At 71.9% G+C, this 18,822-nt stretch carries 16 protein-coding genes; 12 read left to right on the forward strand and 4 right to left on the reverse strand.

Annotated features, from left to right (window positions below):
* Positions 1–65 precede the first annotated feature (65 nt).
* Both cysD and cysN read left to right on the forward strand, forming a co-directional pair.
* The gene (gene cysD, locus GA0074704_RS06890; protein WP_088969715.1) at positions 66–977 is read left to right on the forward strand and encodes a sulfate adenylyltransferase subunit CysD; all 912 of its coding nucleotides are present in this window, start codon (positions 66–68) and stop codon (positions 975–977) included.
* On the forward strand, positions 977–2,284 hold the full coding sequence (cysN, locus tag GA0074704_RS06895; protein WP_088969716.1) for a sulfate adenylyltransferase subunit CysN: 1,308 nt from the start codon (positions 977–979) through the stop codon (positions 2,282–2,284). The genes cysD and cysN overlap by 1 nt, the downstream gene beginning before the upstream one ends.
* 139 nt (positions 2,285–2,423) lie before the next feature.
* Here the strand turns inward: cysN and galK are convergent, their stop codons facing one another.
* Positions 2,424–3,584 carry a galactokinase gene (gene galK / locus GA0074704_RS06900; RefSeq protein ID WP_088969717.1) on the reverse strand — a complete coding sequence of 387 codons (1,161 nt, stop codon included), beginning with the start codon at positions 3,582–3,584 and terminating at the stop codon, positions 2,424–2,426.
* Positions 3,581–4,564 (reverse strand): UDP-glucose 4-epimerase GalE, encoded by a 984-nt coding sequence (galE, locus tag GA0074704_RS06905; protein ID WP_088969718.1) that lies wholly within the window; start codon positions 4,562–4,564, stop codon positions 3,581–3,583. The genes galK and galE overlap by 4 nt, the downstream gene beginning before the upstream one ends.
* A 186-nt stretch (positions 4,565–4,750) precedes the next feature.
* On the opposite strand from galE, the gene GA0074704_RS06910 reads away from it, so the two are divergent.
* From GA0074704_RS06910 to GA0074704_RS06935, 6 genes are all read left to right on the forward strand, one after another.
* Positions 4,751–5,803, forward strand: a complete 1,053-nt coding sequence (locus GA0074704_RS06910) for a hemolysin family protein (RefSeq protein ID WP_088969719.1) — start codon at positions 4,751–4,753, stop codon at positions 5,801–5,803.
* A 33-nt stretch (positions 5,804–5,836) separates the two neighbouring features.
* Entirely contained in the window at positions 5,837–6,862 is a 1,026-nt protein-coding gene (gene trpS / locus GA0074704_RS06915) for a tryptophan--tRNA ligase (RefSeq protein WP_088969720.1), read from the forward strand.
* A gap of 45 nt (positions 6,863–6,907) precedes the next feature.
* The gene (locus GA0074704_RS06920; protein WP_088973507.1) at positions 6,908–7,465 is read left to right on the forward strand and encodes a 2'-5' RNA ligase family protein; all 558 of its coding nucleotides are present in this window, start codon (positions 6,908–6,910) and stop codon (positions 7,463–7,465) included.
* Positions 7,466–7,516: 51 nt separating this feature from the next.
* On the forward strand, positions 7,517–8,452 hold the full coding sequence (locus GA0074704_RS06925) for a YhjD/YihY/BrkB family envelope integrity protein (protein WP_088969721.1): 936 nt from the start codon (positions 7,517–7,519) through the stop codon (positions 8,450–8,452).
* A 1-nt stretch (position 8,453) separates the two neighbouring features.
* Positions 8,454–8,822, forward strand: coding sequence for a GntR family transcriptional regulator (locus GA0074704_RS06930; RefSeq protein WP_088969722.1), 369 nt, complete (start codon positions 8,454–8,456; stop codon positions 8,820–8,822).
* Between the two features lie 105 nt (positions 8,823–8,927).
* Entirely contained in the window at positions 8,928–9,371 is a 444-nt protein-coding gene (locus tag GA0074704_RS06935) for a hypothetical protein (protein WP_088969723.1), read from the forward strand.
* 553 nt (positions 9,372–9,924) lie between these two features.
* On the opposite strand, the gene GA0074704_RS06940 is transcribed toward GA0074704_RS06935, so the two are convergent.
* Both GA0074704_RS06940 and GA0074704_RS06945 read right to left on the reverse strand, forming a co-directional pair.
* A complete protein-coding gene (locus GA0074704_RS06940) occupies positions 9,925–11,562 on the reverse strand; it encodes a glycoside hydrolase family 13 protein (RefSeq protein ID WP_088969724.1) in 1,638 nt (545 codons plus the stop codon).
* 139 nt (positions 11,563–11,701) lie between these two features.
* Complete coding sequence (locus GA0074704_RS06945) at positions 11,702–12,787, reverse strand: LacI family DNA-binding transcriptional regulator (RefSeq protein ID WP_088969725.1); 1,086 nt, start codon at positions 12,785–12,787, stop codon at positions 11,702–11,704.
* Between the two features lie 199 nt (positions 12,788–12,986).
* Between GA0074704_RS06945 and GA0074704_RS06950 the strand changes: the two genes are divergently transcribed.
* The 4 genes from GA0074704_RS06950 to GA0074704_RS06965 all read left to right on the forward strand — a co-directional run bounded on the left by GA0074704_RS06950 (position 12,987) and on the right by GA0074704_RS06965 (position 18,787).
* A complete protein-coding gene (locus GA0074704_RS06950) occupies positions 12,987–14,249 on the forward strand; it encodes a sugar ABC transporter substrate-binding protein (protein ID WP_088969726.1) in 1,263 nt (420 codons plus the stop codon).
* Positions 14,249–15,892 (forward strand): ABC transporter permease subunit, encoded by a 1,644-nt coding sequence (locus tag GA0074704_RS06955; protein ID WP_088969727.1) that lies wholly within the window; start codon positions 14,249–14,251, stop codon positions 15,890–15,892. The genes GA0074704_RS06950 and GA0074704_RS06955 overlap by 1 nt, the downstream gene beginning before the upstream one ends.
* Positions 15,889–16,788: a sugar ABC transporter permease gene (locus tag GA0074704_RS06960; protein WP_197697606.1), complete on the forward strand. Its 900-nt coding sequence runs from the start codon at positions 15,889–15,891 to the stop codon at positions 16,786–16,788. The genes GA0074704_RS06955 and GA0074704_RS06960 overlap by 4 nt, the downstream gene beginning before the upstream one ends.
* Positions 16,789–16,978: 190 nt before the next feature.
* Complete coding sequence (locus GA0074704_RS06965) at positions 16,979–18,787, forward strand: glycoside hydrolase family 13 protein (protein ID WP_088969729.1); 1,809 nt, start codon at positions 16,979–16,981, stop codon at positions 18,785–18,787.
* Positions 18,788–18,822: the final 35 nt, after the last annotated feature.

Genomic DNA, 18,822 nt, shown 5'->3' on the forward strand with positions numbered 1-18,822 from the left:
TTGACGAGTCCGACCGGAAAGGTCTGGAATCCCATGGGTGGTTCCCCGCGAATCGAGCTCCTGTCATGACGGCCCCCGCCGCGTACCGGGTCTCGCACCTCGACGCGCTCGAGGCGGAGAGCATCTTCGTGATGCGCGAGGTGGTCGCCGAGATGGAGCGGCCGGTGCTGCTCTTCTCCGGCGGCAAGGACTCGATCGTGATGCTCCGGCTGGCGCAGAAGGCGTTCGCCCCGGCGAGCATCCCCTTCCCGGTGATGCACGTCGACACCGGCCACAACTTCCCCGAGGTGCTGGAATACCGCGACCAGCGGGTCGCCGAGCTGGGCCTCCAGCTGATCGTGGCGAGTGTGCCCGAGGCGCTGTCGAACGGCCTGGTCCGCGAGTCCGCCGACGGGATGCGCAACCGGATCCAGACACCGGTGCTGCTCGACGCGGTGGAGAAGCACCGCTTCGACGCGCTCTTCGGCGGCGCCCGGCGCGACGAGGAGAAGGCCCGGGCCAAGGAGCGGGTGTTCAGCTTCCGCGACGAGTTCGGCCAGTGGGACCCGAAGAACCAGCGGCCGGAGCTGTGGTCGCTCTACAACGGCCGGCACCACCCGGGCGAGTCGATCCGGGTCTTCCCGCTCTCCAACTGGACCGAGCTGGACGTCTGGCACTACATCGCCCGCGAGCGGATCCCGCTGCCGTCGATCTACTACGCGCACGAGCGTGAGGTGATCGAGCGGGAGGGGATGCTCTACGCGGTCAACGAGTTCATCCGCCCCAGGGCGGGCGAGGAGCGGTTCAAGGCCCAGGTGCGGTACCGCACGGTGGGCGACGCCTCCTGCACCGCGGCCGTCCGCTCCGACGCGGACACGGTGGAGAAGGTGATCGAGGAGGTCGCGGCGACCCGGATCACCGAGCGGGGCGCGACCCGCGGCGACGACCGGGTCAGCGAGGCCGCCATGGAGGACCGCAAGCGGGAGGGCTACTTCTGATGAGCGTCGACACCGCGGCTGCGGCCGACTCCGTGCTGCCCGAGGGGCGCCCGATGGACCTGCTCCGGTTCGCCACGGCGGGCAGCGTCGACGACGGCAAGTCGACCCTGATCGGCCGGCTGCTCTACGACACCAAGTCGCTCTTCACCGACCAGCTCGCCGCGGTCGAGGCGGTCAGCGCGGCCCGGGGCGACGAGTACACCAACCTGGCGCTGCTCACCGACGGCCTGCGCGCCGAGCGGGAGCAGGGCATCACCATCGACGTGGCGTACCGCTACTTCGCCACGCCGCGGCGGAAGTTCATCATCGCCGACACCCCCGGGCACATCCAGTACACCCGGAACATGGTCACCGGCGCCTCCACGGCCGACCTGGCGCTGATCCTGGTGGACGCCCGCAAGGGCCTGGTGGAGCAGTCCCGCCGGCACGCCTTCCTCTGCTCGCTGCTGCGGGTGCCGCACCTGGTCCTTTGCGTCAACAAGATGGACCTGGTCGACTGGTCGCAGGAGGTCTTCGAGCGGATCAGCGACGAGTTCACCGCGTTCGCCACGAAACTGGACGTGCCGGACCTGAGCGTGGTGCCGATCTCGGCGCTGCGGGGCGACAACATCGTCTCCCGGTCGGAGAACATGCCCTGGTACGAGGGGCCGTCGCTGCTGCACCACCTGGAGCGGGTGCACATCGCCTCCGACCGCAACCTGGTCGACGTCCGGTTCCCGGTGCAGTACGTCATCCGCCCGCAGTCCACCACCGTCACCGACTACCGCGGCTACGCCGGTCAGGTGGCCTCGGGCGTGCTGAAGCCCGGCGACGAGGTGATGGCGCTGCCGTCCGGCTTCACCAGCCGGATCGCCTCGGTGGAGACCGCCGACGGGCCGGTGGACGAGGCGTTCCCGCCGATGTCGGTCACCGTACGGCTCGCCGACGAGATCGACATCTCCCGGGGCGACATGATCTGTCGGCCGAACAACGCCCCGGCGGTCACCCAGGACGTCGAGGCGATGGTCTGCTGGATGGACGAGTCCCGCCCGCTCCAGGTCGGCGGTAAGTACGCCATCAAGCACACCACCCGGTCGGCGCGGGCGATCGTGCGCGGCCTGCACTACCGGCTGGACATCAACACCCTGCACCGGGACGAGTCGGCCACCGAGCTGAAGCTCAACGAGATCGGCCGGGTCCGGCTGCGGACCACCGTGCCGCTGCTCGCCGACGAGTACCGCCGTAACCGGACGACCGGTGGCTTCGTGATCATCGACGAGACCACCAACCGGACGGTCGCCGCCGGCATGATCGTCGACACCGCCTGACCGCGCCCGCCGACCGTCGGCGCGGGTCGCGCCGGCACGATCACGCCCGAACATGGAAGTAGTGGCCTCCCCGACCGGGTGAGGCCACTACTTCATTGATCGAGCACGGTCATGTGCCGAGGCGCGGGCGCGGCGGCGATCAGTCCAGGCGGGTGGCGCCACCGGCGGGCAGGACGGTGAAGTGGCCGGGGGCGGCGAAGCCGCGCTCGGCGTACGCGCTGGTCACGGCGGTCGCGACGCGCTCGGCGGAGGCCGCCTCGACCAGTGCGAGGACGCAGCCGCCGAAACCACCGCCGGTCATCCGGGCACCCAGCGCGCCCGCGTCCAGCGCCGCCTCGACGGCGGTGTCGATCTCCGGGACGGTGATCTCGAAGTCGTCCCGCATCGAGACGTGCGAGGCGGTCAGCAGCGGGCCGATCTCGCGTACCCGGCCGGCGCGGAGCAGTCCGACGGTGTCCAGGACCCGCTGGTCCTCGGTGACCACGTGCCGCACCCGGCGCCGGGTCTCCGGGTCGTCGAGGCGGCCCAGGGCGGCGTCGAGCCCGGCCGCGTCGACGTCGCGCAGCGCGGGCACCCCGAGCAGTTCGGCGGCCCGCTCGCAGGACTTCCGGCGGGCCGCGTACTCGCCGTCGACGTGCCGGTGCGGGGCCCTGCTGTCCACCACCAGCACGGCCAGCCCGGCCGCGTCCAGGTCGAACGGGATCTGCTCGACCGCCTCGGAACGGCAGTCCAGGAAGAGCGCGTGCCCCTCCCGGCAGCGGATGACGGCGGACTGGTCCATGATCCCGGTGGGCGCGCCGACGTAGGCGTTCTCGGCCCGCTGCGCCAGCCGGGGCTGCCGGTCGGCGGGCAGGTCCAGCCCGCCCAGGTCGACCAGGGCGGCGAGCACGGCCGCCTCCAGCGCCGCCGAGGAGGACAGGCCGGAGCCGAGCGGAACGTCCGAGGCGAGCGCGATCCGGGCGCCCGGCACGGCGTACCCGGCGTCGCGGAGCGCCCAGACCACCCCGGCCACGTACGCGCCCCAGCCGGTGACCCGGCCGGGTTCGTCGACGTCCGAGCCGCCGAAGGTGATCCGCTCACCGGAGAGCTCCGACCACACCGTCCACCGGTCGGCGTCGTGGCGGTCGGCGGCGGCGACCGTACGCAGCGGCAGGGCGAAGGGCAGCACGAAGCCGCCGTTGTAGTCGGTGTGCTCGCCGATCAGGTTCGCCCGGCCGGGAGCCGCCCAGCGGCCGGCGGGCTGCTCGGCGTACTCCTGACGGAAGCCGGCGGTGGCGCGGGCCGCGACGTCCTTACTCACCGGTCGCCCAGGACGTGGGCGCGATAGAAGGCCCACGCGTCGCCGACCATGTCGTGCAGGGTCGGCTTCTCCGGCTCCCAGCCCAGCTCCTCGCGGGCCAGGGCGGAGGAGGCGACCAGTTCGGCGGGGTCGCCCTCGCGGCGCGGCGCCGTCTCGACCGGCACCGGCTCGCCGGTGACCTCGCGGACCACCTCGACCACCTGCCGGTTGGTGAAGCCGTTGCCGTTGCCGAGGTTGTAGATGCGGTGCCGGCCGGGCGCGGCGGCGGTGAGCGCGAGCAGGTGCGCCCGGGCCAGGTCCACCACGTGGATGTAGTCGCGGACGCAGGTGCCGTCCACGGTGGGGTAGTCGTCGCCGAAGATCTGGAGCTTGTCCCGCCGGCCGGCGGCGACCTCCAGGGCGATCGGGATCAGGTGGGTCTCCGGGTCGTGCCGCTCGCCGATGGCCAGGTCGCCACGGAGGTACGCGCCGGCCACGTTGAAGTAGCGCAGCGACACGGCGGCCAGGTCGTGCCCGATCGCCTCGGAGGTGAGCGCCATGTCGACGGCCAGCTTGGTGGCCCCGTACGTGTTGGTGGGGGCCTTGACGGCGGTCTCCGGGATGGGCAGCTCCAGCGGGTTGCCGTAGACGGCGGCGGTGGAGGAGAAGACCAGCCTCGGCACCCCGGCGGCCCGGACGGCGTCGATCAGCGCGAGCGAGCCGACGGTGTTGTTCCGCCAGTACAGCTCCGGCTTGACCATCGACTCGCCGGCGGCGATGAGGGCGGCGAAGTGCAGCACGCCGTCGAAGCCGGCGTCCGGGGTGAGGACCTGGGCCGCCTCGTGGACCGGCAGGTCGACGTGGGTCGCCTCCGGGGCGAGGGCCGCCCGGTGCCCGGTCCGCAGGTCGTCCAGGACGGTCACCTCGTGGCCGTTGTCGAGCAGCATCCGGGTCACCACGCTGCCGATGTATCCGGCGCCGCCGGTGACGAGCAGTTTCACGTCGCGTTCCTCCAGCCTGGGGCGTCACTTCCGGTGATCATCGTAAGGCCGGCCGGGGGTCCCGGTCCATCGTCGACGCCTCCCCATTCCATCACGAAGCAACGCGATCAAACAGACCCGAACATGGGCGGCCCTGATGCCCGTTTCCGCCGGTGCGGAGGGTCGCCGGTGTCTACCATCGCTGTCATGCGGGAAGCGGGCCATCCCGGCCCCCGGCGGCGACCGCCGGGGCGACCACGCCGCGAGCCGGGCCGGGTCGCCCGGACCATCGCCCGGATCGTCGTACGCGCCGCCGACGGCGCCATCCGGCTGGTCACCGACCTGCTCGGCGCCAGCCCGGCCGCCGGCCGGGAACGGATCAGCGAGGCCGAGCTGCGCGACCTGGTCGCCGCGAACACCCTGCTCGACCCGGTCGAACGCCGGATCATCGACGAGGTGCTGGAGGCCGGCGCGAGCCTGGTCCGCGAGGTGATGATGCCCCGCACCGAGGTGGTCTTCCTGGCCGCCGACCTCACCGTCGCCGAGGCCGCCCGGCTGGTCCGCGCCGAGACCCACACCCGCTACCCGGTGGTCGACGGCACCCACGACGACGTGCTGGGCTTCGTCCACCTGCGCGACGTGCTGCTGCGCCCCGACGGCGACCCCCGGGCCACCGTGCGGGAGCTGACCCGGGAGGTGAAACGCCTGCCCGGCAGCAAGCGGGTGCTCGCCGCGCTGCACGAGATGCGCCGCGAGGGACACCACCTCGCCGTGGTGGTCGACGAGTACGGCGGCACGGCCGGCATCGTCACCTGCGAGGACCTGGTCGAGGAACTCGTCGGTGAGATCCGCGACGAGTACGACAGCCCGCCCGAGCCGGTGCTCGCCGGGCTGCCCGCCGTGGTGGACGGCCGGCTCAACCTCGCCGACTTCGCCGAGCGCACCGGCGTCCCGCTGCCCGCCGGCCCGTACGAGACGGTGGGTGGTTACGTGATGGCGGCGCTGGGCCGGCTGCCGGTCGCCGGCGACGAGGTGCCGGTGCCGGGCGTCCCCACCGTCCCCGCGACGGGCGACGAGGAGGCCGGCTGGCTGCTGCGGGTGCTCGCCCTGGACGGGCGCCGGGTGTCCCGGCTCGCGGTCTCCGTCGCCCGCCTGCCCGGGCAGCGGCGCGAGGCGACCGGGCCGGTCGGGGCGACCGGGATCCGCGAGGCCACCGGCCCGACGCGGCCGGTCGGGAGCCGACCCGCCGGCCCGTCATGACGTACGCCGGGTCCTCCTGACAGAATTGCCGCCATGTCCGACGTACCCGCCCGCCCCCGCGTCTTCTCCGGCATCCAGCCGACGGCCGACTCGTTCCACCTCGGCAACTACCTGGGCGCGGTACGACACTGGGTGGCCCTGCAGGACAGCCACGACGCGTTCTACTGCGTGGTGGACCTGCACGCCATCACCGCCGGGCACGACCCCAAGGTGCTGCGGCAGCGGTCCCGGGTGGCCGCCGCCCAGCTCTTCGCGGTCGGCCTCGACCCCGAGCGCAGCACCCTCTTCGTGCAGTCGCAGGTGCCCGAGCACTCGCAGCTGGCCTGGGTGCTCGGCTGCATCACCGGCTTCGGCGAGGCCAGCCGGATGACCCAGTTCAAGGACAAGTCGCAGAAGCAGGGCAGCGAGCGGGCCAGCGTCGGCCTGTTCACCTACCCGATCCTGCAGGCCGCCGACATCCTGCTCTACCAGGCCAACGCCGTGCCGGTGGGCGAGGACCAGCGCCAGCACCTGGAGCTCTCCCGCGACCTGGCGCAGCGGTTCAACTCGCTGTTCGGCAGGACCTTCACGGTGCCGGCCCCGCACATCGTCAAGGACACCGCGAAGATCACCGACCTGCAGGACCCGACGGCGAAGATGTCGAAGTCGTCCTCCTCGCCGGCCGGGATCATCGACCTGCTCGAGGAGCCGGCCCGCTCCGCCAAGAAGATCCGGTCCGCGGTGACCGACACCGGCCGGGAGATCGTCTTCGACGCCGAGACCAAGCCCGGCGTGTCCAACCTGCTGACCATCTACTCGGCTCTCTCCGGCCGGAGCATCGACGACCTGGTCGCCGCGTACGACGGCAAGGGCTACGGCGACCTCAAGAAGGACCTCGGCGAGGTGGTCCGGGAGTTCGTCACCCCGATCCAGGAGCGCACCCGCGGCTACCTGGACGACCCCGCCCAGCTGGACAAGCTGCTCGCCGCCGGTGCCGAGAAGGCCCGGGCGGTCGCCGCGCCCACCCTGCACCAGGTCTACGAGCGGGTGGGCTTCCTCCCCCCGGTGCGCTTCGAGTAGCGGCCCGGGCGACGGAGACGGGTGGAGCAGTCGGTGGCCGGAGGGATGGCGCGGAGCGTGGATCGCAGGGACGGGGCGCCGCCGCACGGCGACACCATCCAGATCGGGATCGCGGTGGACATCCCCGAACCGTGGGGTGCGCTGCTCACCCAGCGGCGGATCGAGGCCGGTGACCCGCAGGCCGTCCCGGCACACGTGACGCTGCTGGGGCCGACCGAGATCCCGGTCGCCGCGCTGCCGGCCGTCGAGGCGCACCTGGACCGGGTGGCCACCGCGCACCTGCCGTTCGCGCTGCACCTGCGCGGGACGGGCACCTTCCGGCCGGTGACCCAGGTGGTCTTCGTGACGGTGGCGGCGGGGATCAGCGAGTGCGAGCTGCTGGCCGCGGCGATCAACGCGGCGCCGCAGCTGCACCGCGAGGCCCGCTTCCCGTACCACCCGCACGTCACGGTCGCGCAGGACGTCGCGCCCGAGGCGCTGGACAAGGTGTACGAGGACCTGGCCGACTTCTCCGCCATCTTCGAGGTGGAGGCGTTCACCCTCTTCTCGCACAGCGGCCAGACCCGGTGGCAGCCCCGCCGGGACTTCCGGCTCGGTGGCTGAGCCGAGCGTGCCCGGCCACCGGCGAGCCGAGCGATCGGCGAGGATGAGGTCGTGAACATGATCGGCCGCATCGAGGCGGGCCTCGGCCGCCAGATCGACGTGGCCCGCGACCGGCTGCCCGCGTTCGACCATTTGTGGCGGGCGGGCACCCTGTACGGGGACGTGCTGGGCGGGCGGCTCGCGGCGGCGATCGCGTACTACGGGTTCTTCGCGGTGTTCGCGCTGGCTCTGGTCGCGTACTGGGTGTTCGGGGCGATCCTCCAGGACAACGACGACGTCAGCGCCGCGGCGGCCGACTTCCTGAAGGCGAACCTGCCGTTCCTCGACCCGCAGCAGATCGCCCAGAGCAGCAGCACCGTCGGGGTGGTCGGTCTGATCATCCTGGTCTTCACCGGTGTCGGCTGGGTGGAGGCGATCCGCTCCTCCCAGCGGCTGGTGTACGGCTTCAACCAGCAGCCCGGCAACCTGGTGGTCCGCCGCCTGGTGGACCTCGGAGTGCTGCTGCTGGTCTTCGTGATGCTCGGCGTCTCGGTGGCCGCCGTCGACGCGCTGGAGTCGCTGCTGCGGTTCCTGCTGCGCAGCACCGGCTCGGTGGGGCTGACCACGATCAGCGCGGTGCTCAGCGTGCTGGTCAACGCGGTGCTCGCCACGGCGTTGCTGGTGGCGGTGCCGCGGCTGCGGATGAGCCGGCGCCGGCTGCGGCCGGTGGTCCTGGTGGTGGCCGTCGGGATCACCCTGCTGAACACGGTGGGGCGCTACTACGTGGTACGCACCGAGCGGAACCCGGCGTACACGGTGGTGGCGACCGCGGTCGGGCTGCTGCTCTACCTGTACCTGCTCAACCAGTTGGTGCTCTTCGGGGCCGCGCTCGCCGCCACCAGCCCGTACGGCCGGGTGGTGGACCTGGCGGAGGGCGGCGCCGCCCGGGAGGTGGACGTGGAGGTCGACGACGAGAGCGACCCGGGTACGCCGGGCGGGGCGGGCTGACGTGCGGATCGTGATCGAGGCGGACTCGGTGGTGCCCCCGTACGAGCAGGTGCGCTCGCAGCTCGCCGAGCAGGTGGGTGACGGCCGGCTGCCGGTGGGCACCCGGTTGCCCCCGGTCCGGCAGCTCGCCGCCGAGCTGGGGCTGGCGGTGAACACGGTGGCCCGGGCGTACCGGGAACTGGAGGCGGCCGGGCTGGTCGAGACCCGGGGCCGGCACGGCACGGTGGTCGCGCCGGGGCGGGACGACGCCGCCGACCGGCTGCACGTCGCCGCTGCCGGCTACGCGGCCGAGGCGGTCCGGTTGGGGGTGCCGACGGATCGGGCGCTGGCGTTGGTCCGGGCCGCGCTGGCCGCCGCCCGGCCGGAGTGATTCGGCGGGCCGCTCGGCCGCAGTGACCCGATCCCGACAGTCGAGGGAAAGATGAATAGGGCAAATGCTGCCCAGTGCGCTGGACCGACCGACCATGATGATCCCGTGGGCGCTCTCGTGACTCTGGACCTGCCGGACGACTCCCCGATGCTCGGCCTGCCGTGGATCATCACCTTCGGGCCGTTGGGTGACGCCGACGAGTGGGAGCCGGTGGTCTGCGGGCCGTACGAGCGGCCGCACGCACTGGCGCTGGCCGAGGCGGTGGTGGCGGAGGAACAGCTGATGGCGGTGGTCGAGCCGCTGCTACCGGCGCTCTCGGCGGAGGAGATCCGGGGCGAGATCGCGGCGGCGCAGATCGCCGCCGAGGACGAGGCCGCCCGGATCGAGGAGTCGGATCTCTACGGCGACTTCGAGGACGTCATCGACGAGGAGCTGGAGCGGGCCGCCGAGCAGGAGCCGGTGCCGCAGCCGCTGCCCGCGCCGAGCCGGGACGAGCTGCGCGCCGGCTTCGCGCGGATCGCCGAGCTGCTCACCACCCGGAAGGGCTGAGGCCGGCCCCCTGCGGCCCGCCGCTCGTCTGCCTGGCCGCCGCCCTGTCGCCGGTTCCGCTCGTGTCGCCGATCTCCGTCACCGACGGTAACGAGGGCCTTCGTTCACCCAACGTGGCCAGCAAGGCCGGGACGAGATGGCTCTTCCCCTGCCTTTGCTCTGCTGCCGCATACGCACCACGTCCCTGACCAGCGGCTCTGCTGCGCTCCGTGATGAACCGGTGCCTACTGCGGGTTACTGATGCGTGGGGGCGAGCAGAGCAAAGGGTGCCCCGGGGGTGGGGGAGGAGGGGCGACCGGACACGCAGGGTGGTGGGTGCGGGGGTCACGTCGGTCGCCGGTGCGGCGCGCTCCACCCGCCGGTACGGCGCACCTGGGCCGCAACCCCGACCTGCGGCGGGCGGGTGGCGGAGAGTCCGGGATGGACACCGGCGCCCCGGGACGGATCCCGAGGCGCCGGCGCCACCTCACCCCCCACCACAAGGGGTCGGTTGCCCAGCCGCCCGTCGGCGCGGAGCACAACGGACGACCAGGTCGTGAGCGGGTTACCCGGCTCAGCGCCGTTCGAACCACGCAGCTGCGTCCACCGGCAGGACGTGGCCTTCGCCCCGCTCGGTGAGATCGGCGCTGGCCACGACCGGCTGGCCGTAGCCGTCGATCGTCACCTCCGCGCCGCTGAGGTTGACCACGCAGGTCAGCACGGCAGGCCCGTCGGCGCGGCTGAAGGCCAGCACGCCGGGCTCGGTCTCCAGCCAGACCACGCCACCGGCGGTGCCGGCGAGCGCCGGGTGCTCGTGCCGGGCCCGCAGCGCGGCGCGGTAGAGCTCCAGGGTGGAGCCGGGCACGCCGGTCTGGGCGGCGACCGAGAGGCCACGCCAGGTCGCCGGGGCCGGCAGCCAGCTCAGCTCGCTGCCCTCCGGGCCGAAGCCGTACGGGGCCAGCTCGCCGCTCCACGGGATCGGCACCCGGCAGCCGTCCCGGCTCTCCCCGGTGCGCAGGAACGAGGGGTCCTGGCGCAGCTCGTCGGGGAGGTCCAGCACCTCCGGCAGGCCCAGCTCCTCACCCTGGTAGACGTACGCGGCGCCGGGCAGGGCCAGCATGAGCAGGGCGGCGGCCCGGGCGCGGCGCAGGCCGACCTCCCCGTCGCCGTACCGGGTGACGTGTCGCTGCCGGTCGTGGTTGGAGAGCACCCAGGTGGTGGGCGCGCCGACGATGGTCGACTCGGCGAGCGCGGTGTCGATCACCTTGCGGAACGAGTCGGCCGACCAGGTGGCGTCGAGGAAGTCGAAGCTGAACGCCTGGTGCAGCTCGTCCGGGCCGATGTAGCGGGCCAGCCGCTGCGGGGTCTCCGCCCACGCCTCGGCCACGGCCATCCGGCCGCCGGGGTAGCTGTCCAGGATCGGCCGCCAGGCGCGGTAGATCTCGTGCACCTCGTCCTGGTCGAAGTACGGCAGCCGGCCCTTGCCGAGCAGCTCCGACTGGCGCTGCCCGGTGGTCATCGAGTTGAAGCCGACGTCCGGCAGCCCCTCGGCCTTGATCATGCCGTGCGCCACGTCGATCCGGAATCCGTCCACGCCCCGGTCGAGCCAGAAGCGCAGCACGTCCTCGAACTCGGCGCGTACCTCGGGGTGGCGCCAGTTCAGGTCCGGCTGGGCCGGGTCGAACAGGTGCATGTACCACTGGCCGTCGGGGAGCCGGGTCCAGGCCGGGCCGCCGAAGATGCTCTCCCAGTCGTTCGGCGGGAGCTCGCCCGCCTCGCCCTTGCCGTCGGCGAAGAGGTAGCGCGCCCGCTCCGGCGAGCCGGGGGCGGCGGCCAGCGCCGCGGTGAACCACGGGTGGGCGCTGGAGGTGTGGTTCGGCACCAGGTCGACGATGATCCGCAGACCGAGCGCGTGCGCGTCGGTGATCATCGCGTCGAAGTCGGTGAGCGAACCGAACAGCGGGTCGACGTCGCGGTAGTCGGCGACGTCGTAGCCGGCGTCGATCTGCGGCGAGGTGTAGAACGGGGTCAGCCAGAGCGCGTCCACCCCGAGGTCGCGCAGGTAGGGCAGGCGCTCCCGGATGCCGGGGATGTCGCCCACGCCGTCGCCGTTGGCGTCGGCGAAGCTGCGGACGTAGACCTGGTAGACGACCGCGGAACGCCACCAGTCGTCGTCGGAGGTCAGCGGCTCAGGGTTGGTGGCGGCGGTCATCGGTGACGATCCCCGTTCTGTGGCGCGGGACGGCGGCGCCCAGCGGGCGCTGTGGGAAGCAGAATGCCGCTCCGGCGCTGCAAGAGTCAAGCAGCTCTTGCGCAAGAAATGACGTCGGTTGCCCTCGGTGAGGTCGAACTCACGCCGGCACCGCGACCGCGGGCGGGGCCGGCCGCTGCCGACCGGCAGCCTTGCCGGCCACCGGAGGCGTCGCCCGGACCACCGCCGTCGAGCCGCGGACCACCAGCTCCGGACGGAACAGGTACTCCGAGTGCGGCGCCGGGTGGCCGTTGATCTCGTCGACCAGGGCGCGTACCGCCGCCACCGCCATCGCCGCCACCGGCTGGCGCACCGTCGTCAACGGCGGGTCGGTGAAGGCCATCAGCGGGGAGTCGTCGTACCCGACCACCGAGAGCTCGCCCGGGACCGACAGGCCGCGCTGCCGGGCGGCCCGGATCGCCCCCAGGGCCATCAGGTCCGACCCGCAGACGATGCCGGTCACCCCGCGGTCCAGCAGGCGTCCGGCGGCGGCCTCGCCGCCCTCCACGCCGAAGAGCGAGAGTTCGGCCAGCGGGTCGAGGTCGGCCTCGGCGACCCCGGCCAGCCGGGTCATCGCCGAGCGCCAGCCGGCCACCTTGCGCTGCACCGGCACGAACCGGTCCGGGCCGGTGATCAGGCCGATCCGCCGGTGTCCGAGCGCCACCAGGTGGGCGACGGCGAGCTCCGCCGACTCCCGGTCGTCGCAGGAGACGAAGGGGGCGGCGATGCCGGGGACGTATCCGTTGATCATGACGACCGGCAGCGGCCGGCCGATCAGCGCGCGGTAGCGGTCGTGGCTGGCCGCGGTGTCGGCGTGCAGCCCGGAGACGAAGACGATCCCGGAGACCTGCCGGTCCAGCAGCATCTCGACGTACTCGTCCTCGGTGACCCCGCCGGGGGTCTGGGTGCAGAGCACCGGGGTGAAGCCGCTCTGCGCCAGGGTCGACTCGATGACCTGGGCGAACGCCGGGAAGATGGGGTTCTCCAGCTCCGGGACGACCAGCCCGACCAGCCCGGCGCTGCGCTTGCGCAGCCGGGCGGGGCGCTCGTAGCCGAGCACGTCGAGGGCGGTCAGTACGGCCTGTCGGGTCTCCGGGGCCACTCCGGGGCGGTCGTTGAGCACCCGCGACACCGTGGCCTCGCTGACTTCAGCCTGTTGGGCGATGTCGGATAGTCGAGCGCGCATGGCGGCACTTTAGCCCACCGTCAAGTTCTTGCGTACACTTCTGCAAGCCCTTCCATTCTCTGCAACCTCTTGCTAACGTCCCCGCAACACGCGAGAGCAGCGGCGCGGCACTCTAGCGCCGGTTGGCAAGAACTTACAGAGGTTTTCCACTGGCGGTCCGCCCTTCCCCCGGCGGGTCGCCATGACGACAGGAGTACCGATGCGCATCCGTACCACGGGTGTGGTCGCCGTCCTCGGCCTGGCGCTCGCCGCCTCCGGCTGCGGCAACGGCAGCAGCAGCAGCGACAAGCCGGCCACCCAGAACTCCGCCACGCCCGCCGCCGCCGGCGGCAAGCTGGTCATCTGGGCCGACGACAAGCGCACGGCCGCCCTCAAGCCGTTCGCTGAGGAGTTCGGCAAGGAGAACGGCGTCAAGGTCGAGGTCCAGGCCGTCTCCAAGGACCTGCAGACCAACTTCGTGACCGCCTCCCAGCAGGGCAGCGGCCCGGACGTCGTGGTCGGCGCGCACGACTGGATCGGCAACCTGGTGCAGAACGGCGCCATCGACCCGGTGCAGCTCGCCGCGGAGCAGAAGAGCGGCTTCAACGAGACCGCGATCAAGGCCGTGACCTTCAACGGTCAGCTCTACGGTGTCCCCTACGCCACCGAGAACGTCGCGCTCATCCGCAACACCGAGCTGGCCCCGCAGGCGCCGAAGACGATCGAGGAGCTGGTCGCCACCGGCAAGCAGCTCAAGGCCCAGAAGAAGGCCAGCGAGATCCTCTGCCTCCAGTCCGGCCAGAACGGTGACGCCTACCACATCTACCCGCTGTACACCTCGGGTGGTGGCTACCTGTTCGGCACCGCGGCCAACGGCGACTACGACCCCAAGGACCTGGGCGTCGGCAAGCCGGAGTCGATCGCTGCCTTCCAGAAGATCGCGAAGCTGGGTGAGAAGGGCGACGGTGCGCTGAAGCGCTCCATCACCCCGGAGAACGCCATCTCCACCTTCACCGGCAAGAAGTGCGCCTTCCTGGTCTCCGGCCCGTGGGCCATCGCGGACGCCAAGAAGGCCAACATCAAGTACGACATCTCCCCGGTCCCCGGCTTCGCCGGTGGCAAGGAGGCCCAGCCGTTCGTGGGCGTCCAGGCGTTCTACGTCGCCGCCAAGGGCAAGAACAAGGCCCTGGCCCAGGAGTTCGTCTCCAACTACGTGACCAAGCCCGAGCTGGCCGTCGCGCTCTACAAGGCCGAGCCGCGCCCGCCGGCGCTGACCGCCGCCTTCGACCAGGTCAAGGGCGAGGACGCCGACCTGGCCAAGTTCGCCGAGGCCGGCAAGAACGGCCAGGTGCTCCCGGCGATCCCGGCCATGGCCGCGATCTGGGACCCGTTCGGCAAGGCCGAGGCCGCCATCATCGGTGGCGCCGACCCGGCCAAGACGGTCACCTCGGCCGGCAAGGCCATCCAGGGTCAGATCAAGTAATGAGCACGTCGCTGTCCGGCCCGGGGTCTGCCCAGCAGACCCCGGGCCGGGAGCCCGTTCGCAGCGGGCTCCCGCGCAAGTCCCGTACCGCGCGGAACCACGCGCCGATCACCGCGACCGGCCTCGTCGTCAAGGTGATCCTGCTCGGCCTGGTGGTCGGCATCGCGACCTGGGCGGCCTTCCCGCTCATCGAGGCAAAGGAGTGGCTGGGGCTCGGCATCCTGGCGGTCACCACCGCCGCCCTGCTCTACCTCTACCTCACCCGCCGGCACATCCCGGCCAAGTACCTGGTCCCCGGGACGCTGTTCCTGGTCGCGTTCCAGGTCATCCCGGTGCTCTACACGGCGAGCACCGCCTTCACGAACTTCGGCGACGGCCACCGCGGCACCAAGGACGACGCGGTCGTCGCCATCCAGACCTCCTCGGTGAAGCAGGTCCCCGGCTCCACCGAGTACGCCCTGTCGATCGCCACCAAGGGCGACCCGGCCACCGGCCCGCTGGTCTTCCTGCTCACCGACCCGAAGACCAAGCAGGTCTACGCGGGCGACGCGAACGGGCTGCGCCAGCTCGACGCCGGTCAGGTCACCGCCAGCAGCCTCACCGGCAAGGTCACCGCCGCCGAGGGCTACACGGTGCTGAACATCGGCCAGGCCAGCGTCCGGAGCAAGGACGTCACCTCGCTGATCGTCCCCACCGACGGCGGCGCCATCCGGTCCACCGGCCTCACCCGCGCCTACGAGGGCAAGGCGGCCCGGGCGTACGCGGCGGACTGTGACTGCATCCGCGACAGCGAGAGCGGCAAGACGTGGACCGCCGACGAGAAGACCGGCTCCTTCGTCGCCGCCGACGGTGAGCGGCTGACCCAGGGCTGGAAGGTCAACGTCGGGCTGCAGAACTTCACCCGGGTGCTGACCGACCCGAACATCTCCGGCCCGTTCTTCGGCACGCTGGCCTGGAACTTCGCCTTCGCGATCGGCTCCACCGGGCTGACCTTCCTGCTCGGCATGGCGATCGCGCTGGCCCTGCACTCGCCCCGGATGCGGGGCACGAACTTCTACCGGGTGCTGCTGATCCTGCCGTACGCCATGCCGTCGTTCGCGATGCTGCTGGTCTGGCGGGACATGTTCAACACCGACTTCGGTCTGATCAACAACCTGTTCGGGTTGAGCGTCGACTGGTTCGGTGAGGCATGGTCGGCCCGGATCGCGGTGCTGCTGGTGCAGCTCTGGCTCGGCTACCCGTACATGTTCCTGGTGGCCACCGGCGCGTTGCAGGCCATCCCCCGGGAGCTGACCGAGGCGACCTCGGTCGACGGCGCCACCCCGTGGCAGTCGTTCAGGGCGGTCACCCTGCCGCTGCTGCTGGTGGCGATCTCGCCGCTGCTGATCGCGTCGTTCGCGTACAACTTCAACAACGTCAACGCGATCCTGTTCACCACCGACGGTGGGCCGTTCCCGGCGGACAACCCACGCAACGGCGCCACCGACCTGCTGATCACGTACACCTACCGGTTGGCCTTCGGCGCCCAGGGTGCCGAGTTCGGCCTGGCGGCGACCGTCTCGATCTTCATCTTCGCGATCGTGGCCATCGTCTCCGCGATCAGCTTCTCCCGGACCCGCAAGCAGGAGGAGGTGTACGCGTGACGAGTTACGCCGAGGCACCCGTGGCCAACCGCAACGCGGCCGGGAAGTCGAAGAACCGCTGGTTCGCCCAGGTGGGCTGGCGGCACGTGGTCGGGGTGCTGGCCGTGCTGTTCAGCCTCTTCCCGATCGTGTTCGTGATCTCCGCGGCGTTCAACCCGCTGGGCACGCTCTCCTCCACCGAGCTGCTGCCCACCGGGGCGTCGGTCGAGAACTTCCAGAACCTGTTCGACAAGACGGCGTTCGGCCACTGGTTCCTCAACTCGCTGCTGCTGGCGGGGGTGGCCTCCTTCGCGTCGATCTTCCTGTCCTCGCTGGCCGCGTACGCGTTCTCCCGGATGCGGTTCGCGGGGCGGCGGGTCGGCCTGCTCGCGCTCCTGCTGATCCAGATGTTCCCGCAGTTCCTGGCCATCGTGGCGATCTTCCTGATCTTCACGACGGTGACCGACCTGTGGCCGAGCATCGGCTTCAACACCCCGTGGGGCCTGTTCCTGCTCTACATGGGCACGGCGCTGGGCGCGAACACCTGGCTGATGAAGGGTTTCTTCGACACCCTGCCGAAGGAGCTGGACGAGTCGGCCACGATGGACGGCGCCTCGCACGCCCAGGTCTTCTTCCGGATCATGCTGCCGCTGGTGCCGCCGATCCTGGCGGTGACCGGCCTGCTGGCGTTCATCGGCTCGATCAACGAGTTCATCATCGCCAACGTGTTCCTCACCGAGCCGGACACCAAGACCCTCGCGGTCGGCATGTACGGCCTGGTGGCCGGCGAGCGCAACAACAACTTCGGGATGTTCGCGGCGGGCACCCTGCTCACCGCCATCCCGACGGTGCTGGTGTTCCAGTTCCTCCAGCGCTACATCGTCTCCGGTCTCACCGCCGGAGCAGTAAAGGGATGAATCGGAGGGGTGGCCACCGCCCGCGCAGCGCGAGGTGAGTGGTGCCACTCCGCCGGAAGAGCGCGCTGCGGCAAGGGCGTCGGGATGACGTACACCGGAGCAGTTTCGGGTCGTGCCACCGCGGTCGGGAGACCGGCCGCGGTGGGCGACCCCTTTCCACTCCCGTCCGACCGACGCGAAAGGCACCGCCATGGCTCTCCAGCCGCACCACGACGGATCCGCCACCTACGTCCCCGAGCAGGAACCGGCGCTCGGCCAGCGCGCCCCGGTCTTCGTCCGGGTGCCCGAGGGCGCCGACGTGCACCAGGTGCACGTACGCACCACGGGCGACGGTGAACCGCACTTCGTCGAGGCCACCGTCGACCACACCAAGGACGGCGACGTCTGGTGGCGGGCCGACGTGCAGGTCCGCAATCCGGTCAGCAACTACCGGTTCATGCTCACCGGGACCACGGGCTACCGCTGGCTCAACGCGGCCGGCCTGGCCGGTCACGACGTGCCGGACAACGGCGACTTCAAGCTGGTCAGCCATGCCCCGCCGCCGGCCTGGACCCGGGACGCGGTGATCTACCAGATCTTTCCGGACCGGTTCGCCCGGTCGGCCGCCGCCGACGGCCGCACCCCGCCGGACTGGGCCATCCCGTGCGACTGGGACACTCCGGTGATCGGCCGTGGCCCGGAGACGCCGTACCAGTTCTACGGCGGCGACCTGGACGGCATTGCCGAACGGCTGGACCACCTGGACCGGCTCGGGGTCAACACCGTCTACCTCACCCCGATCTTCCCGGCCCGCTCCAACCACCGGTACGACGCGGCCAGCTTCGACACCGTCGACCCGCTGCTCGGCGGGGACGCCGCCCTGGCCCGGCTGGCCGACGCGGTACGCGCCCGCGGCTGGCGGCTGCTCGGCGACATCACCAGCAACCACACCGGCGACGCCCACGAGTGGTTCACCCGGGCGCTCGCCGACCCGCGGGCCCCGGAGCGGGAGCTGTACTACTTCGACGAGTCGGGCGACTTCGAGTCCTGGAACGGGGTCCGGTCGCTGCCGAAGCTGAACTGGGGCAGCGCGGAGCTGCGCCGGCGTTTCGCCACCGCCGAGGACTCGCTGCTGCGCCGCTGGCTGCGCCCGCCGTACGGGCTGGACGGCTGGCGGGTCGACGTGGCCAACATGACCGGCCGGCGCGGCGCGGACGCGTACACCCACGAGGTGGCGCGGCTGCTGCGCGAGGTGGTCGCCGACACCCGCCCCGACGGGCTGCTGCTCGCCGAGCACGGCCACGACCACACCGGCGACCTGGACGCCGACGGCTGGCACGGGACGATGAACTACGTCGGCTTCACCGACCCGATCTGGTCCTGGCTGCGGCACGGCGACCAGCCGGTGCCGAACTTCCTCGGCACCCCGGGCGGGGTACGCCGGCGGGACGCCGAGGCGATCCTGGCCACCATGGACACCTACCGGTCGCTGGTCTCCTGGCGGTCGTACACCCAGTCGTGGCAGCTGCTCGGCTCGCACGACTCGGCCCGGATCCGGACCGTCGTGGGCGACGCCGCCCGGCAGGAGGTGGCGGCCGGGTTGCTGGCCACCATGCCGGGCACCCCGGTGGTCTTCGCCGGGGACGAGCTGGGGCTCACCGGCGACAACGGGGAGGGCTCGCGTACCCCGATGCCGTGGCACCGGCCGGAGAGCTGGGACCAGGGCACGTTCGCCGCGTACCGGTCGCTGCTGACGCTGCGCCGCGCCGAGCCGGCGCTGCGCCACGGCGGCCTGCGGTGGGCGCACGTCGACGCCGACACGCTGGTCTTCCTGCGTGAGGCCCCCACGGGCACGGTGCTGGTGCTGGCCCGGCGCGCCGCGGGCAGCCCGGTCCGGCTGGCCGGTCTGCCGGCGGGGGAGAACCTCTACGGCGGCGCCCCGGCGCTGCGTCCCGACGCCGACGGCACGGTCACCCTGCCGGCGGACGGTCCGACCTTCCAGGTCTGGCGCCTGGCCTGAGGTGAGCGCGGGGGGCCCGCCCGACGGATACCCGT

Source organism: Micromonospora siamensis, from assembly GCF_900090305.1.
Lineage (GTDB): Bacteria > Actinomycetota > Actinomycetes > Mycobacteriales > Micromonosporaceae > Micromonospora > Micromonospora siamensis.

Excerpts from the sequence above, each read along its gene's own strand:
- cysD (WP_088969715.1), top strand. The coding sequence starts at position 66 with ATGACGGCCCCCGCCGCGTACCGGGTCTCGCACCTCGACGCGCTCGAG.
- cysN (WP_088969716.1), top strand. The coding sequence starts at position 977 with ATGAGCGTCGACACCGCGGCTGCGGCCGACTCCGTGCTGCCCGAGGGG.
- GA0074704_RS06910 (WP_088969719.1), top strand. The coding sequence starts at position 4,751 with ATGCGGGAAGCGGGCCATCCCGGCCCCCGGCGGCGACCGCCGGGGCGA.
- trpS (WP_088969720.1), top strand. The coding sequence starts at position 5,837 with ATGTCCGACGTACCCGCCCGCCCCCGCGTCTTCTCCGGCATCCAGCCG.
- GA0074704_RS06920 (WP_088973507.1), top strand. The coding sequence starts at position 6,908 with ATGGCGCGGAGCGTGGATCGCAGGGACGGGGCGCCGCCGCACGGCGAC.
- GA0074704_RS06940 (WP_088969724.1), bottom strand. The coding sequence starts at position 11,562 with ATGACCGCCGCCACCAACCCTGAGCCGCTGACCTCCGACGACGACTGG.
- GA0074704_RS06945 (WP_088969725.1), bottom strand. The coding sequence starts at position 12,787 with ATGCGCGCTCGACTATCCGACATCGCCCAACAGGCTGAAGTCAGCGAG.
- GA0074704_RS06950 (WP_088969726.1), top strand. The coding sequence starts at position 12,987 with ATGCGCATCCGTACCACGGGTGTGGTCGCCGTCCTCGGCCTGGCGCTC.
- GA0074704_RS06955 (WP_088969727.1), top strand. The coding sequence starts at position 14,249 with ATGAGCACGTCGCTGTCCGGCCCGGGGTCTGCCCAGCAGACCCCGGGC.
- GA0074704_RS06965 (WP_088969729.1), top strand. The coding sequence starts at position 16,979 with ATGGCTCTCCAGCCGCACCACGACGGATCCGCCACCTACGTCCCCGAG.